The 15,196-nt window shown below is 59.1% G+C and carries 11 protein-coding genes, 2 tRNA genes, 3 rRNA genes and 1 pseudogene; 8 read left to right on the plus strand and 9 right to left on the minus strand.

The features are described 5' to 3' along the window. The first annotated feature begins 11 nt into the window (after window positions 1–11). Together RBRH_RS21230 and RBRH_RS21235 are read left to right on the plus strand one after the other, a co-directional pair. Complete coding sequence (locus RBRH_RS21230) at window positions 12–188, plus strand: hypothetical protein (RefSeq protein WP_013434051.1); 177 nt, start codon at window positions 12–14, stop codon at window positions 186–188. Between the two features lie 5 nt (window positions 189–193). Continuing rightward, window positions 194–398, plus strand: a pseudogene (locus RBRH_RS21235) (Lrp/AsnC ligand binding domain-containing protein); the annotation flags it as partial. A gap of 134 nt (window positions 399–532) precedes the next feature. Here RBRH_RS21235 and RBRH_RS01150 read toward each other — a convergent pair. From RBRH_RS01150 to paaA, 8 genes are all read right to left on the minus strand, one after another. After that, window positions 533–1,198, minus strand: coding sequence for a GNAT family N-acetyltransferase (locus RBRH_RS01150; protein ID WP_013434052.1), 666 nt, complete (start codon window positions 1,196–1,198; stop codon window positions 533–535). 242 nt (window positions 1,199–1,440) lie between these two features. Further along, complete coding sequence (locus RBRH_RS01155; protein ID WP_013434053.1) at window positions 1,441–2,055, minus strand: TetR/AcrR family transcriptional regulator; 615 nt, start codon at window positions 2,053–2,055, stop codon at window positions 1,441–1,443. Between the two features lie 56 nt (window positions 2,056–2,111). Then, window positions 2,112–2,900 (minus strand): DUF1835 domain-containing protein, encoded by a 789-nt coding sequence (locus RBRH_RS01160; protein ID WP_013434054.1) that lies wholly within the window; start codon window positions 2,898–2,900, stop codon window positions 2,112–2,114. 176 nt (window positions 2,901–3,076) lie between these two features. After that, the gene (gene paaE / locus RBRH_RS01165; RefSeq protein WP_013434056.1) at window positions 3,077–4,165 is read right to left on the minus strand and encodes a 1,2-phenylacetyl-CoA epoxidase subunit PaaE; all 1,089 of its coding nucleotides are present in this window, start codon (window positions 4,163–4,165) and stop codon (window positions 3,077–3,079) included. Between the two features lies 1 nt (window position 4,166). Beyond that, window positions 4,167–4,709 carry a 1,2-phenylacetyl-CoA epoxidase subunit PaaD gene (gene paaD / locus RBRH_RS01170; protein ID WP_041752981.1) on the minus strand — a complete coding sequence of 181 codons (543 nt, stop codon included), beginning with the start codon at window positions 4,707–4,709 and terminating at the stop codon, window positions 4,167–4,169. A 73-nt stretch (window positions 4,710–4,782) separates the two neighbouring features. Further along, window positions 4,783–5,583, minus strand: a complete 801-nt coding sequence (paaC, locus tag RBRH_RS01175; protein WP_013434058.1) for a 1,2-phenylacetyl-CoA epoxidase subunit PaaC — start codon at window positions 5,581–5,583, stop codon at window positions 4,783–4,785. A gap of 20 nt (window positions 5,584–5,603) precedes the next feature. Then, window positions 5,604–5,888, minus strand: coding sequence for a 1,2-phenylacetyl-CoA epoxidase subunit PaaB (paaB, locus tag RBRH_RS01180; RefSeq protein ID WP_013434059.1), 285 nt, complete (start codon window positions 5,886–5,888; stop codon window positions 5,604–5,606). Between the two features lie 31 nt (window positions 5,889–5,919). Next, on the minus strand, window positions 5,920–6,918 hold the full coding sequence (gene paaA, locus RBRH_RS01185; RefSeq protein WP_013434060.1) for a 1,2-phenylacetyl-CoA epoxidase subunit PaaA: 999 nt from the start codon (window positions 6,916–6,918) through the stop codon (window positions 5,920–5,922). Window positions 6,919–7,544: 626 nt separating this feature from the next. Between paaA and RBRH_RS01190 the strand changes: the two genes are divergently transcribed. The 5 genes from RBRH_RS01190 to rrf all read left to right on the plus strand — a co-directional run bounded on the left by RBRH_RS01190 (window position 7,545) and on the right by rrf (window position 12,715). Beyond that, window positions 7,545–9,076 (plus strand): 16S ribosomal RNA (locus tag RBRH_RS01190). Between the two features lie 69 nt (window positions 9,077–9,145). After that, a tRNA-Ile gene (locus tag RBRH_RS01195) sits at window positions 9,146–9,222 on the plus strand. Window positions 9,223–9,276: 54 nt separating this feature from the next. Further along, window positions 9,277–9,352: transfer RNA gene (locus tag RBRH_RS01200), tRNA-Ala, on the plus strand. Between the two features lie 263 nt (window positions 9,353–9,615). Beyond that, window positions 9,616–12,500, plus strand: a 23S ribosomal RNA gene (locus tag RBRH_RS01205). Between the two features lie 101 nt (window positions 12,501–12,601). Next, window positions 12,602–12,715, plus strand: a 5S ribosomal RNA gene (rrf, locus tag RBRH_RS01210). Together the 16S, 23S and 5S rRNA genes with 2 tRNA genes alongside form the textbook arrangement of a ribosomal RNA operon. Before the next feature lie 166 nt (window positions 12,716–12,881). On the opposite strand, the gene RBRH_RS01215 is transcribed toward rrf, so the two are convergent. Continuing rightward, window positions 12,882–14,105, minus strand: coding sequence for a M20 aminoacylase family protein (locus RBRH_RS01215; RefSeq protein ID WP_049786330.1), 1,224 nt, complete (start codon window positions 14,103–14,105; stop codon window positions 12,882–12,884). Window positions 14,106–14,269: 164 nt separating this feature from the next. On the opposite strand from RBRH_RS01215, the gene RBRH_RS20020 reads away from it, so the two are divergent. Beyond that, window positions 14,270–14,428 (plus strand): hypothetical protein, encoded by a 159-nt coding sequence (locus RBRH_RS20020; protein ID WP_157864311.1) that lies wholly within the window; start codon window positions 14,270–14,272, stop codon window positions 14,426–14,428. Window positions 14,429–15,196: the final 768 nt, after the last annotated feature.

Raw genomic sequence — 15,196 nt, forward strand, 5'->3', positions numbered from 1 at the left:
GAGGGGGTAATATGCAGATCGCCGCATTGCTCAATCCCGGCGCATTGAGGCTGGGCTTACTGCTGTGCGTGAATGTGCGGCTGGAAAAGCGGAGCGGATTGGAAGGCGGGGCGGACGATGATCCGCGTGCGCACGCACCGACTGGTGGTGTGTGCCACGCCAGCCGGCCAACACCGCGACGCCGGTGACAGCCTTGCGTGCCGCGGTCCAGTTGTAGCCCGAGGTTGTAGCGTGCTATGCCATGACCGGTGACATGGACTATCTGCTCCCAGTGCGCATTCAGGCAGGACATGGCGCACTTTTCGCGGTTTGTCCAAGATCAATTGCTGCACCATTCAGCCGTCATTGATGTGAAAACCAGCTTCGCATTCGAACGGATCAAGGAAACGACGGCACTGCGCGATCCGCTAGCGGTTTGCGTCGCTCAGGCCATGCTGCGACTGCCGCTACGGCGATGGGTTGACGCGTCCGTCCAGCCTCACACTATCGGTGCGGTGCTCGGCAGGCGCGCCAAGGGGGTATCAACGGCGTATCAAGCGGCTAGCCCGGCAGGCACCGCGCGGAAGACATCGAATAGCTGAGACGCACGCCGCGCCTGGCGCTTCATCGCGTAGTCGAACATCGCCGCTTGCTCCTGCAGCAGTTCGGCCATGAGGCTGGAGGGGTCCGCTGGCGGCAGCGTCAGGTATGCGTCGGCTTCCCCGTACGCGTATTCGATTTTCATGCCGGCCTTTTTCGCGATGTGCATCATCGTCGAATTGCGTGACAGGCAATGCATATATAGCGTCGTCACGCGGGTATTCCGGCCATGCATCGCGGCGCGCTCAAACAGTTGCGTGCCGATGCCGCGGCCGCGGGCGCACTTAAGCACCGACACGCCGAACTCCGCGGTACGCTTGTCGCTGTCGCCAGGCACATAGGCCAGATGACCGACACTGACCAACTCGAGGTTGTCATCGAAGACGCCGAATACCGTATCGCAGGAAAAGTCGATGCCGTCCACGTAGTGTTTGACCACATGATCGGGAACCCTTTGTCCAAACCGCAGTAGCCGGTCGTCGTCATTCAGCGACAGGAAGTGTGCATGCAGCTGGGCTCGATCGCGTGACGACAACTCACGCACGAGCGCCGCTTTCGGTGACGCGCTGCGCGGATCATGCACCGTCATCGGGCCAGGGGCCGGATTCAACGCTTTCATCGGGTTCTCCTGCGGGCGGCGGGCTTACCGCCTGCCCATCTCGCATCAGCTTCTGATGCAGTGCAATATGCATTCTACAGGAAACCCCCTAGTTTTCTTCGGGAAAACCCTAGGTTGAGCTTGAATTAATATTCTAAAACCGACATTAAGGAACATAAAAACGACGTAGGATAGGCCGTTGCGGGCGCTGTTGCGCTTGCGCAACGCCGGGCCAATCGTCGTGGTCTGGGCAGGGTTTATCACTACGCAACGTGCGGCGGAGCGACCAGTCCGCGCTCAAGCACGGCGATGACCTCGTCCGCGAAGTCCGCGTAGCTCATCTTGCCGCCCGGCTTGAGCCACGTGAAGGTCCAGTTGATCATGCCAAATACCATCATGGTGAGCGCCATCTGGTTGGATTGGGTCACGCGCCGCGGATAGGCGCGAGCCAGTTGGCGCGCAAACGCGGCAACAATGTCGCGTTGCCGGTCTAGGATGATTTCGCGCTGCGTTTGCACCAGATACTTGACGTCGTTGAGCAGTGCGACGTGCCGCGTGTGCGACGTCTCATACTCGGCGAGGAAGGCGCGGATCAACTCCGCGAAGGTTTGTTGCTCGTTCAATTCCCGTCTCTGGCTGGCGCCCTCGACCTCGGCGATGATCAGCATCAGTCGCTTTGTGTACCGGTCCAGTAAATCGAACAGGATGGCCTCCTTGCTCTCGTAATAATGGTATAGGCGTGCTTTCGACGTGCCGCTGGCCGCGGCCAGGTCTGCCATCGACGTGCTCGGGTAACTGGTCTGCGCGAATTTCTCAGCGGCCAGATTCAAGATCTGCTCGCGCTGGCTTTCATGATCGGGAGCTCGGGTGCGGGCCATGGGGGGGCAATTCTGTTGAGGATCTGTCCGGTCAGTGTGGCAGGCACGTCGTCGGCCTACGGCCGTCGCACTTGCACATCACGCCACTGTCGACGCGCCTCGCCGCTGAGCGCGAGGCGGCCGGCCGTGGCCAATTCCCTGCAACGCCACAACGCGATCGCATCGGTCACGCAGGCGCCGAAGTCGCCTTTCATGACCCGGGCGGCAACGTGGGTCGCCATTTGCCATCGATCATCGGTATGCTGCAACCATGCGTCGTCGATCGGCGCATAGGTGCCGGTCACGAAGCGGTTCTCGCGCCAGCATCGCACGTCGCCATTGAGCCGCCGCACGTCCTGCCACTCCAGCGCAAGCCGCCCGATCCGCAACACCGAGATCGGCGCGGCCTTCCGGATGCGCGTGGCCAGCGCGTCGGCGCCGAACATGCCGATTGCGCTCGCGCCGTCGGCACGCGGTGCAGTCTCGCGTGGCAACTCACGTGCGCCGAGGGCCACTTCGTTAAGCCGTTGCGGTTGGGTGCGCAGATACCATGCAACCCGACGCAGCATCAGTTGGTCCGACGCGCTTTGCGCGTGCCAGACGACGATATTCATCGCCGATTCGACGAGACGTGCCAACGCGGCGTTCTGCTCGTTCAGTTCGGACGCGACATCCCGGTCCTGTTCGTCGAGGACCTGCTGCCAGAACGCCGCGCGTTCATGCACGTCGCTGTCGACAGCCCGGATTGGGCCAAACGCGAGATCGTCACGCAACGCGAGTACTTCCTCGTTGCGTTGCGCACTGGCCAGCGCTGCACGAAGCGAGGTGGCCGCCACATCCCCGTTGGTAATATGGATCGTTGTCATGGAGATCGCCCGCTGACGGACAAGCGGTAAGCGGGCCCGCGCTGCGCGGTTCCCGGCATGCCGCCAGTCCGCTGCGCGAGCCGGGCTATACGTGAACAGGCGCTAGTGTAAGCGATCGTTCCGGATCGTGGCCGGCGGTGCAGCGAATGATGACGGCCGGCAGCGCGGTGCACGGCTCAGCGTTCGTCGTAGCTGACGACCACGCGTTCGCTGACCGGGTGGCATTGACAGGTGAGGACAAAGCCGGCCTCCACTTCCTGGGGTTCGAGCGTGTAGTTTTTCTCCATCCGGACTTCTCCATCGAGCACCTTGGCGCGGCACGTGCAGCACACGCCACCCTTGCACGCGTACGGCAGCGCGAGCCCCGCGCGCAGTCCAACATCGAGCAGGCTCATGCCCTCGTATGGCAGGCGCAGCTTGCGGCGCTTGCCGTCGAGCACGATTTCCAGATCCGCCGCAGGCGTGTTTTCCGTTATCTCGACCGGTGGTACGCCGGCTTGTGGCAGTGGCGTGCCGAAGCGCTCCACATGGATGTGCTGTTGCGGCACCCCGGCGGCTCTCAAGGCGTCCTCGGCGGCATCCATCATCGGCGCCGGTCCGCAGATGAAGGCTTCGTCGATCGATCCGGCCGGCACCAGCGACTGCAGGAAGGCGTCGCACTTGGCCCGGTCCAGCACGCCATTGAACAGCTCGACATCTTGCACATCGTCCGACAGCACGTGATACAGGATTAGCCGGTTCATATACCGATTCTTCAGGTCTTCCAATTCCTCGGCGAACATGATTGCGTCGACGCTGCGATTGCCGTAGATCAGCGTAAAAGTGCTGCGCGGCTCGACATCCAATGTCGTCTTGATAATGGCCAGCACCGGTGTGATGCCCGAACCTCCCGCAAACGCGAGATACTGTTTGTGATGGTCGGCATTCAAATGCGTAAAAAAGCGGCCATCGGGCGTCATTACATCGATTGTGTGTCCCGGTTGCAGTGTGTCGAACGCAAAATTCGAGAAGCGGCCGCCGCGCACCCGCTTGATGCCGATGCGCAATTCACCGTCCCGCTCGTAGTCGGTGACGCCGACGCAGATCGAGTATGAGCGGCGCGTTTCCTCGCCGTCGATATGGGCCTTGAGCGTGACGAACTGCCCCTGCGTGAACCGGTACGCGTCGCGCAGTTCGACAGGGACCTCAAAAGCGACCGAGACTGCGTCTGGCGTTTCGGCGCGCACTTCGCGGATACGCAGCGAATGAAATTGCACAGTGGCCATATTAATACGGTTTGAAGTAATCGAAAGGTTCGCGGCAGGTAATACAGCGGTACAGTGCCTTGCACGCGGTTGACCCAAACTGCGACAGTCGCTCGGTGTTCGGCGAGCCGCAACGCGGGCAGACGGGCTGCGTGTGCTCGCGCTCGTTGCGCGACACCAGCCTGACCGGTTGCGGCGCTTGCGTTCCCTGCGTCGTGCAAGTCCGTGACGGCGGTGCGATCCCGTAGTGGCGCAGCTTCTGGCGCGCGCCGTCGGTGATCCAGTCGGTGGTCCACGCAGGCGCGAGCACACTGACGACACGGTGCGGCGCGAGCCCCGCGCCATCCAGCGCCGCGCCGATGTCCTCGGCGATCTGCGCCATTGCCGGGCAACCCGAGTAGGTTGGCGTGATCACCGCTTCAATGACGCCGTCCGGTGCCTGCCGTACGTCGCGAAGAATGCCGAGTTCGCGAATCGACACAACCGGGATTTCCGGGTCCGGTACCGCGTCCAGCGCTGCCCACGCGCGGGCAACGAGTGAAGTGTTGGTCGAACTGTCTGGCATGCGTTTCTCTGTCGAATTCGGAAGCCGGACGTCAATGCTGGTGTGGGTGGGGCCGGGAGCGGCCCCCACCGTCCTACCAGCGGGCGCCGGGGTGCTGGCGGGCCAGGCTCTGCATTTCCGCCAGCAGATATCCCATGTGCTCGGAGTGCTTGCCCAGCTTGCCAGTTGTCACATATTGACCCGTGGTCGGCCACGCAAGCGTGGCTTCGTCGAGCGCCGCCCGGACGTGCTCCGCCCAGTCCGGCTGCAGCGTCGCGTTTAGCGGGCCGATGCCCTGTGCCGCGATGGACTGCTCGAGTTCGTCAACGGAGAAAAACTCGCTCGTATACGGCATCAGGAAGTCGACTGCGGCCTGCGTGCGGCGATGCGATTCGTCCGTGCCGTCGCCGAGCCGTACCAGCCAGTCGCGCGCGTGGTGCACGTGGTATCGCGTTTCCTTGAGCGATTTGGCGGCGATCGCGGTCAAATCGGCATCGCTTGAATGCAGCAGCGCATCCCAGACGAGTAGCATCAGCGTCGAATACAGGAAATTGCGCACGATCGTTACCGCATAGTCCCGGTCGGCGCGCACAGTACCGCAATACGGGCCGGCGTGCGGCAGCTCGAGCATCGTGTAATTGCAGAACTGGCGCTCCTCACGGAAGAACGCATAGTCGTCCTCGTCGCGCGCCTGGCCAGTGAGCGCGGCCTCCAATGAGCCGGCGTGCGTATAGAGCAGCCGGGCCTGGCCGATTAGGTCCAGACTGATATTGGCCAGCGCGATATCCTCTTCGAGGACCGGGCCATGCCCGGTCCATTCGGCATTGCGCTGGCCGAGAATCAGGGCGTTGTCCGCGAGGCGTAGTACATACGCCAGATGGTGTTGCGTCGGCATGGGCGTGGTCCGTCCTGGCTTTACATGTGGTTGACTTCGTCCGGCAACTGATAGAAGGTCGGATGACGGTAGATCTTGTCGCCGGCCGGATCGAACAGTTCAGACTTTTCCTGGGGCGCCGACGCGGTAATTGCCGCGGCCGGTACGACCCAGATGCTCACGCCTTCCTGTCGGCGCGTGTAGACGTCACGCGCCATGCGCAGCGCCATTTGTGCGTCCGCCGCATGCAGGCTGCCACAATGTTTGTGGTCCAGCCCCTGTTTGCTGCGTACAAACACTTCCCAAATCGGCCATTCCTTGCTCATGGGTTCCTCCTCGATTCGTGCTGGCGCATCACTACGCCGCTTTCTGTTCGTTGCGCCGAGCCTGCTTGGCCTCGTACGCTAGCGCCGCCTCGCGTACCCAGGCGCCGTCCTCATGCGCCTTCACGCGCGTGGCTAGCCGCTCACGGTTGCAGGGGCCGTCACCTTTGACCACGCGCCAAAACTCTTCCCAGTCCACCGCGCCATAGTCGTAGTGGCCGCGCGCCTCATTCCATTTCAAGTCTGGATCGGGCAACGTGACGCCGAGGACCTTGGCCTGCGCGACGATCGCGTCGACAAATTTTTGCCGAAGGTCGTCGTTCGATATGCGCTTGATTCCCCATCGGGTGGACTGGTTACTGTGCACCGAGTCCTTGTCGCTCGGGCCGAACATCATTAGCACTGGCCACCACCAGCGGTCCACGGCCTGCTGCACCATCTCGCGCTGTGCTGCGGTGCCCTGCATCATGGCCAGCAACGCATCAAAGCCTTGGCGTTGGTGGAAAGACTCTTCCTTGCAGATGCGGATCATCGCGCGCGCATAAGGGCCATACGTGCAGCGACACAGCGGGATCTGGTTCATGATTGCAGCGCCATCGACTAGCCACCCGACCACGCCGACGTCGGCCCAACTCGGCGTGGGGTAGTTAAAAATGCTCGAATACTTCGCACGGCCGCTGTGCAGCGCATCGAGCATCTGATCGCGCGACACGCCCAGCGTTTCCGCGGCGCTGTACAGGTACAGCCCATGCCCACCCTCGTCCTGCACCTTGGCCAGCAGGATCGCCTTGCGTTTCAAGCTCGGAGCGCGACTGATCCAGTTGCTCTCGGGCAACATGCCGACGATTTCGGAGTGCGCGTGCTGCGAAATTTGCCGCACTAGCGTCTTGCGATAGGCGTCAGGCATCCAGTCTTGCGGCTCAATCTTGTCGTCCGCGGCGATGCGCGCGTCAAAGCGCTGCTGCTCTATGCTGGCAACGGGGTTGTCGGCCAGCACGGCGTTGCCCGGCAAGTCGAGCGATTGCGTATACATAAGAAGCCTCCATCAGGATTCTTCATGCAGTATAAACCTACCGACCGGTCGGTTAATAATTTTTAATCCGGGTGAATCTGCTGCTGGCTGGGGCGTTGGCGGTGGCGGTGGCGTATCGGTCGTGCTAGGGGGGAGCGGGTCGGGTGACAAAACGTGTTGGCAAAAAAATATCTGCGGGGCCCTTGCGGTGGACGCGTCATTGGCCTATGATTCGACCCCTCGCTGCATGCAGTGAGGCCGCTGAAGGGGCAAACGCAGCGGGCGGGGCAGACAACGGGGTGTGAGGCGGCCAGCATCGCACCGGGGTGGTAAAAAAGTTGTTGACGCTTCGCAAGATTGTGGTCATAATCTCGTTTCTCTGCTGCTGATGCAGCGACGCGACGCAGGGGCTGAAGCCGGGCAGGCTGAGGCGCGGTGGGCGCGATGCTCTTTAACAAGTAACAGCCGATAAGTGTGGGTACTTGATGGTGAGGCGAGCTGGAGTCGGGGGTCAAAGCCGGGCTGTGGCAAAGCGAAGGAATAATCAAGTCTCATACGAAATGAAGGTAGGTTTTGAGAGATCGAAACTTGTCAACGTTTTGAGTTGAGCGACAGGGTCCTTTGGGGCCCGAACAAGTAACAGGTTTGAACTGAAGAGTTTGATCCTGGCTCAGATTGAACGCTGGCGGCATGCCTTACACATGCAAGTCGGACGGCAGCGCGGGTTTCGGCCTGGCGGCGAGTGGCGAACGGGTGAGTAAGACATCGGAACGTGTCCTGGAGTGGGGGATAGCCCGGCGAAAGCCGGATTAATACCGCATACGCTCTGAGGAGGAAAGCGGGGGGACCTTAGGGCCTCGCGCTCAAGGGGCGGCCGATGGCAGATTAGCTAGTTGGTAGGGTAAAGGCCTACCAAGGCGACGATCTGTAGCTGGTCTGAGAGGACGACCAGCCACACTGGGACTGAGACACGGCCCAGACTCCTACGGGAGGCAGCAGTGGGGAATTTTGGACAATGGGGGCAACCCTGATCCAGCAATGCCGCGTGTGTGAAGAAGGCCTTCGGGTTGTAAAGCACTTTTGTCCGGAAAGAAAACGGCCTGGTTAATACCTGGGCTGGATGACGGTACCGGAAGAATAAGCACCGGCTAACTACGTGCCAGCAGCCGCGGTAATACGTAGGGTGCGAGCGTTAATCGGAATTACTGGGCGTAAAGCGTGCGCAGGCGGTTTGCTAAGACCGATGTGAAATCCCCGGGCTTAACCTGGGAACTGCATTGGTGACTGGCAGGCTAGAGTATGGCAGAGGGAGGTAGAATTCCACGTGTAGCAGTGAAATGCGTAGAGATGTGGAGGAATACCGATGGCGAAGGCAGCCTCCTGGGCCAATACTGACGCTCATGCACGAAAGCGTGGGGAGCAAACAGGATTAGATACCCTGGTAGTCCACGCCCTAAACGATGTCAACTAGTTGTTGGGGATTCATTTCCTTAGTAACGTAGCTAACGCGTGAAGTTGACCGCCTGGGGAGTACGGTCGCAAGATTAAAACTCAAAGGAATTGACGGGGACCCGCACAAGCGGTGGATGATGTGGATTAATTCGATGCAACGCGAAAAACCTTACCTACCCTTGACATGGTCGGAACCCTGCTGAGAGGTGGGGGTGCTCGAAAGAGAACCGGCGCACAGGTGCTGCATGGCTGTCGTCAGCTCGTGTCGTGAGATGTTGGGTTAAGTCCCGCAACGAGCGCAACCCTTGTCCTTAGTTGCTACGCAAGAGCACTCTAGGGAGACTGCCGGTGACAAACCGGAGGAAGGTGGGGATGACGTCAAGTCCTCATGGCCCTTATGGGTAGGGCTTCACACGTCATACAATGGTCGGAACAGAGGGTTGCCAACCCGCGAGGGGGAGCTAATCCCAAAAAACCGATCGTAGTCCGGATTGCAGTCTGCAACTCGACTGCATGAAGCTGGAATCGCTAGTAATCGCGGATCAGCATGTCGCGGTGAATACGTTCCCGGGTCTTGTACACACCGCCCGTCACACCATGGGAGTGGGTTTTACCAGAAGTGGCTAGTCTAACCGCAAGGAGGACGGTCACCACGGTAGGATTCATGACTGGGGTGAAGTCGTAACAAGGTAGCCGTATCGGAAGGTGCGGCTGGATCACCTCCTTTCTGGAGCGAAAGCGCCTCCAATTCAAGTACTCACGCTTATCGGCTGTGAAAGTCACAGGGACAGACGAAGGGTCTGTAGCTCAGTCGGTTAGAGCACCGTCTTGATAAGGCGGGGGTCGTTGGTTCGAATCCAACCAGACCCACCACGCGAGTCTGGTGTGCGCTGAGCGCTGCGCGTGGCGCAGGCCCGAACCCAACACGGGGGCATAGCTCAGCTGGGAGAGCACCTGCTTTGCAAGCAGGGGGTCGTCGGTTCGATCCCGTCTGCCTCCACCACTGCTCAATCGCGAGCGCTCCAGTAGCGCGAGCGCTGGCGATTGACCCGTGGGTCAAGCAGTGCAGTATGGCTGTGACGTTCTTTAACAATCTGGAAGAAGAAGCAGTAATGTCTATTGGAGGCGTCTTGAGATGGGCGCATCCGATAGACGGGTAGTGATTGTAAGTATTGTTTTGAGTGATCTGAGAAGACGCTTGGRAGAKACGGCACAACGCGAAAACTCAGCCTATAGCGGGTGCGTTGCGAGACGGACTTGTTATAGGGTCAAGCGAACAAGTGCATGTGGTGGATGCCTTGGCGATCACAGGCGAAGAAGGACGCGGTAGCCTGCGAAAAGCTGCGGGGAGCTGGCAAACGAGCTTTGATCCGCAGATGTCCGAATGGGGCAACCCGGCCCGTATGGGTCATCGGTGACTGAATCCATAGGTCACGCGAAGCGAACGCGGCGAACTGAAACATCTAAGTAGCCGCAGGAAGAGAAATCAACCGAGATTCCCAAAGTAGTGGCGAGCGAAATGGGATGAGCCTGTACAATTTAGCATCGCGGCTAGCCGAACGCTCTGGAAAGGGCGGCCGTAGCAGGTGATAGCCCTGTAGGCGAAAGCCGTGGTGTGGAACTAGGGGTACGACAAGTAGGGCGGGACACGTGAAATCCTGTCTGAAGATGGGGGGACCATCCTCCAAGGCTAAATACTCGTGATCGACCGATAGTGAACCAGTACCGTGAGGGAAAGGCGAAAAGAACCCCGGGAGGGGAGTGAAATAGATCCTGAAACCGCATGCATACAAACAGTCGGAGCCTCGCAAGGGGTGACGGCGTACCTTTTGTATAATGGGTCAGCGACTTACGTTCAGTAGCAAGCTTAACCGGATAGGGCAGGCGTAGCGAAAGCGAGTCCGAATAGGGCGATCAGTTGCTGGGCGTAGACCCGAAACCAAGTGATCTATCCATGGCCAGGTTGAAGGTGCGGTAACACGTACTGGAGGACCGAACCCACTAACGTTGAAAAGTTAGGGGATGAGCTGTGGATAGGGGTGAAAGGCTAAACAAACTTGGAAATAGCTGGTTCTCTCCGAAAACTATTTAGGTAGTGCCTCGTGTATCACCTTCGGGGGTAGAGCACTGTCATGGTTGAGGGGTCCATTGCGGATTACCTCGCCATAGCAAACTCCGAATACCGAAGAGTGCAATCACGGGAGACAGACGCCGGGTGCTAACGTCCGACGTCAAGAGGGAAACAACCCAGACCGCCAGCTAAGGTCCCTAAAATTGGCTAAGTGGGAAACGAAGTGGGAAGGCTAAAACAGTCAGGAGGTTGGCTTAGAAGCAGCCACCCTTTAAAGAAAGCGTAATAGCTCACTGATCGAGTCGTCCTGCGCGGAAGATGTAACGGGGCTAAGCCAGTTACCGAAGCTGCGGATGCGCGCGTTAAGTGCGCATGGTAGGAGAGCGTTCCGTAAGCCTGTGAAGGTGCATTGAGAAGTGTGCTGGAGGTATCGGAAGTGCGAATGCTGACATGAGTAGCGATAAAGGGGGTGAAAGGCCCCCTCGCCGTAAGCCCAAGGTTTCCTACGCAACGTTCATCGGCGTAGGGTGAGTCGGCCCCTAAGGCGAGGCAGAAATGCGTAGCTGATGGGAAGCAGGTTAATATTCCTGCACCGTCGTTAGATGCGATGGGGGGACGGATCGCGGAAGGTTGTCCGGGTGTCGGAAATCCCGGTCCCTGCATTGGAGAAGGCGCTTTGGCAAATCCGGGCGCGCAATTCAAGGGTGTGGGGCGAGCGGCCTAGTGCTGCGAAGCAATCGGAAGGGGTCCCAAGAAAAGCCTCTAAGCTTCAGTCTAACGAGACCGTACCGCAAACCGACACAGGTGGGCGAGATGAGTATTCTAAGGCGCTTGAGAGAACTCGGGAGAAGGAACTCGGCAAATTGGTACCGTTAACTTCGGGATAAGGTACGCCCTGTTAGCTTGACTGGCCTGCGCCAGGAGGGTGAAGGGGTTGCAATGAACTGGTGGCTGCGACTGTTTAATAAAAACACAGCACTCTGCAAACACGAAAGTGGACGTATAGGGTGTGACGCCTGCCCGGTGCCGGAAGATTAAATGATGGGGTGCAAGCTCTTGATTGAAGTCCCGGTAAACGGCGGCCGTAACTATAACGGTCCTAAGGTAGCGAAATTCCTTGTCGGGTAAGTTCCGACCTGCACGAATGGCGTAACGATGGCCACACTGTCTCCTCCCGAGACTCAGCGAAGTTGAAGTGTTTGTGATGATGCAATCTACCCGCGGCTAGACGGAAAGACCCCATGAACCTTTACTGTAGCTTTGCATTGGACTTTGAACCGATCTGTGTAGGATAGGTGGGAGGCTTTGAAGCGCGAACGCTAGTTTGCGTGGAGCCGTCCTTGAAATACCACCCTGGTTTGTTTGAGGTTCTAACCTAGTGCCCTGAATCGGGCTCGGGGACCGTGCATGGTAGGCAGTTTGACTGGGGCGGTCTCCTCCCAAAGCGTAACGGAGGAGTACGAAGGTACGCTAGGTACGGTCGGAAATCGTGCTGATAGTGCAATGGCATAAGCGTGCTTAACTGCGAGACCGACAAGTCGAGCAGGTGCGAAAGCAGGTCATAGTGATCCGGTGGTTCTGTATGGAAGGGCCATCGCTCAACGGATAAAAGGTACTCTGGGGATAACAGGCTGATACCGCCCAAGAGTTCATATCGACGGCGGTGTTTGGCACCTCGATGTCGGCTCATCTCATCCTGGGGCTGTAGCCGGTCCCAAGGGTATGGCTGTTCGCCATTTAAAGAGGTACGTGAGCTGGGTTTAAAACGTCGTGAGACAGTTTGGTCCCTATCTGCCGTGGGCGTTGGAAGTTTGAGGGGGCCTGCTCCTAGTACGAGAGGACCGGAGTGGACGAACCTCTGGTGTACCGGTTGTCACGCCAGTGGCATCGCCGGGTAGCTATGTTCGGAAGAGATAACCGCTGAAAGCATCTAAGCGGGAAACTCGCCTCAAGATGAGACTTCCCCGGGGACTCGATCCCCTTGAAGGGTCGTTCAAGACCAGGACGTTGATAGGTCGGGTGTGGAAGCGCAGTAATGCGTTAAGCTAACCGATACTAATTGCCCGTAAGGCTTGATCCTATAACTGGTCCGTTTTACCGTTGTGCCACCCCCCACTCCTACCCATTGCTTCCTATTCCAGATTGGCTGGCGCGCCCCGTGCGCGACAGCACCCCCTTTTGCCTGATGACCATAGCGAGTCGGTCCCACCCCTGCCCATCCCGAACAGGACCGTGAAACGACTCCACGCCGATGATAGTGCGGATTGCCCGTGTGAAAGTAGGTAATCGTCAGGCTCCCCCTTTCCCCTCCCACGCCCGCTTCGACCCGAAGCGGGCGTGATGCTTTGGGGCCTTCCCTTGTGCCCTGTCCTCAGCACGTCGGCTCCCCCCACTCGCGCACGCGCGCGGCAATGTCCCTTTGAACCTCACCCCCCGAAACATGCCTGGCGGCCAATCGCCGTCAACCCGGCATGAGGCTGTTTGACTGGCACGCGCTCGAGCGCAACCACGCTTGGGCAAGCTTGACCCAATAGGGTGCGCTTACCCCCAGCAATGCGTCATTAAAGTCGTAGCTGGCGTTATGCAACTCGCAGGGGCCTAAGCCGTGCCCCGCGGCCCGATGCGCACCACTGCCATTGCCGAGAAACGCATAGCAGCCTGGCTTGGCTTGCAGCATAAACGAGAAATCCTCGGAACCCATCGTCGGCTCCACATCGTCGTCCACGTCGTCGTCCCCGACAATGGAGCGCATTACATCCGCCGCGAACCGTGCCTCATCCGTGCTATTGACAGTTGGGGGATAATTGCGCGCGAACTCGAACCGTGCTTCGCAGCGGTGGGCGGATGCGGTCGCTTGGATCACGTCGCGCATTCGGTCTTCGACCAAGTCGGTGACCTCGGTCCTAAACGTGCGGACCGTGCCGGCAATTTCCGCGTCGGCCGGGATGACGTTCATTGCATCGCCGGCGTGAAACTGCGTGACGGACAGCACCGCGGCGTCCAACGGTCTCTTGTTTCGGGTGATCACCCCTTGCAGCGCGTTGATCATTTGGACGCCGGCAAAGATTGGGTCGGCACCGTTATGTGGCATTGCAGCATGGGCGCCGATGCCTTTGATGTGGATGCGGAATTCGTTACTCGATGCCATGATCGGTCCCGGACGCACGCCAAACGTGCACGCACGCATACCGGGCCAGTTGTGCAAGCCGAACACGGCCTGAACGGGGAATTGCTCGAACAAGCCCTCTTCAATCATTGCTCGCGCGCCGGCGCCACCTTCTTCGGCTGGCTGAAAGATGAAGACCACGGTTCCGTCGAAGTCCCGGTGCGTCGCCAAATACTGTGCTGCACCCAGTAACATGGCGACATGTCCATCGTGGCCACACGCATGCATCTTGCCGGGATGCTGAGATCGATGGCCAAAGGTGTTTAATTCCTGTATCGGCAACGCGTCCATATCGGCACGCAGACCGATCGAGCGGGGATTGGAGCCGTTGCGCAACACTCCGACAACGCCGGTCTTGCCTAAACCGCGGTGAACCTCGATACCCCAACTGGCTAGGGTCTGGGCAATCAACTCGGCGGTCTGTGTCTCCTCGTAGCGTAATTCGGGATGTGCATGGATGTGTCGTCGCAGCGCTTGGATCTGACGTTGCGCCGCGTCAATTTCCACAATGACAGTCATGATCGAAGCCTCGGCACATGAACGGCGTCGCGCGGACGAGCAACGCGCAACGGACCACTCCATTCTACGTGATCCGCCGATGGCATCATGTTGTCCACGCGTGCGCGCGACGCCGCGTGGCGTATAAAAAATGGCCCGACTCCCCAATCGTTAAACGTGCGGCCATGAACGCCAGCGTGGGAGTTGATCCCGTCATCCGCCTCGCCGGCCATACCGGCCGTGAAAAGTCGCAACAAGGCCCGAACGGTGTTATCGCTGCATCGCTCTATCGAAAATTTGCAATGGTATTGCGCGGCAGGGAACGCTGTGGCCATGAGATGTGAGCACATGGCGCTGCGGTTCCACCGTCAAACTGACTGCTGCTCAACCGGTGAAGTGCGGGCCGCCTTTGAACAAATTGTGAATAGTTAAGGGTTACGTTATTGGAGGCGTCCTTTGATGCCGCTATGACACTAAACCTCTTAAACAGCATATTGGCGAGCCGACGTACTCCTTTTGAATTCCGCATCAAGCTTCGCGTCTGATTGCATAGGAACGGGTCTACGCGTACTGTTCATGTTCACCCCATCCGACTAGCACTTGGCTAATAACAAGAGACTTTAAATGCGGATTTCTGATGCAACGCCAGTAATAGTTTATGGCGCTCCGTTCGCTCATCGCTCCAATTACCTCAGGTTCGCTTTATCAAGGACGTTGTGTGCGCTCGGAGTTGTTACCGCATTGCTGATTTCCGACGTCGCGAGGTCAGCCACAGTCGAGTCCGGTACGCAAGATACGCTGATGGGCGAAGTCGCCTCGCACAATGAAGGTTCGAGCCAGCCCAAAGGGCGGAAAACGCGTTGGGATGTGAAGCCGCCCGGTATGCAAGATGATATGTCGGTAGACGAAGGCGCGCCGCATGATAAGGGGTCGAGCGAGCCTAAGGCGCGGAGAGCCTCGCGTTGGGATGTGAAGCCGCCCGGTATGCAAGATGATATGTCGGTAGACGAAGGCGCGCCGCATGATAAGGGGTCGAGCGAGCCTAAGGCGCGGAGAGCCTCGCGCTGGGATGTGAAGCCGCCCGATATGCAAGATGATATGTCGGTAGACGA

Origin of the sequence: Mycetohabitans rhizoxinica HKI 454, from assembly GCF_000198775.1 — a bacterium.
In the GTDB taxonomy this organism is placed as follows: Bacteria; Pseudomonadota; Gammaproteobacteria; order Burkholderiales; family Burkholderiaceae; genus Mycetohabitans; species Mycetohabitans rhizoxinica.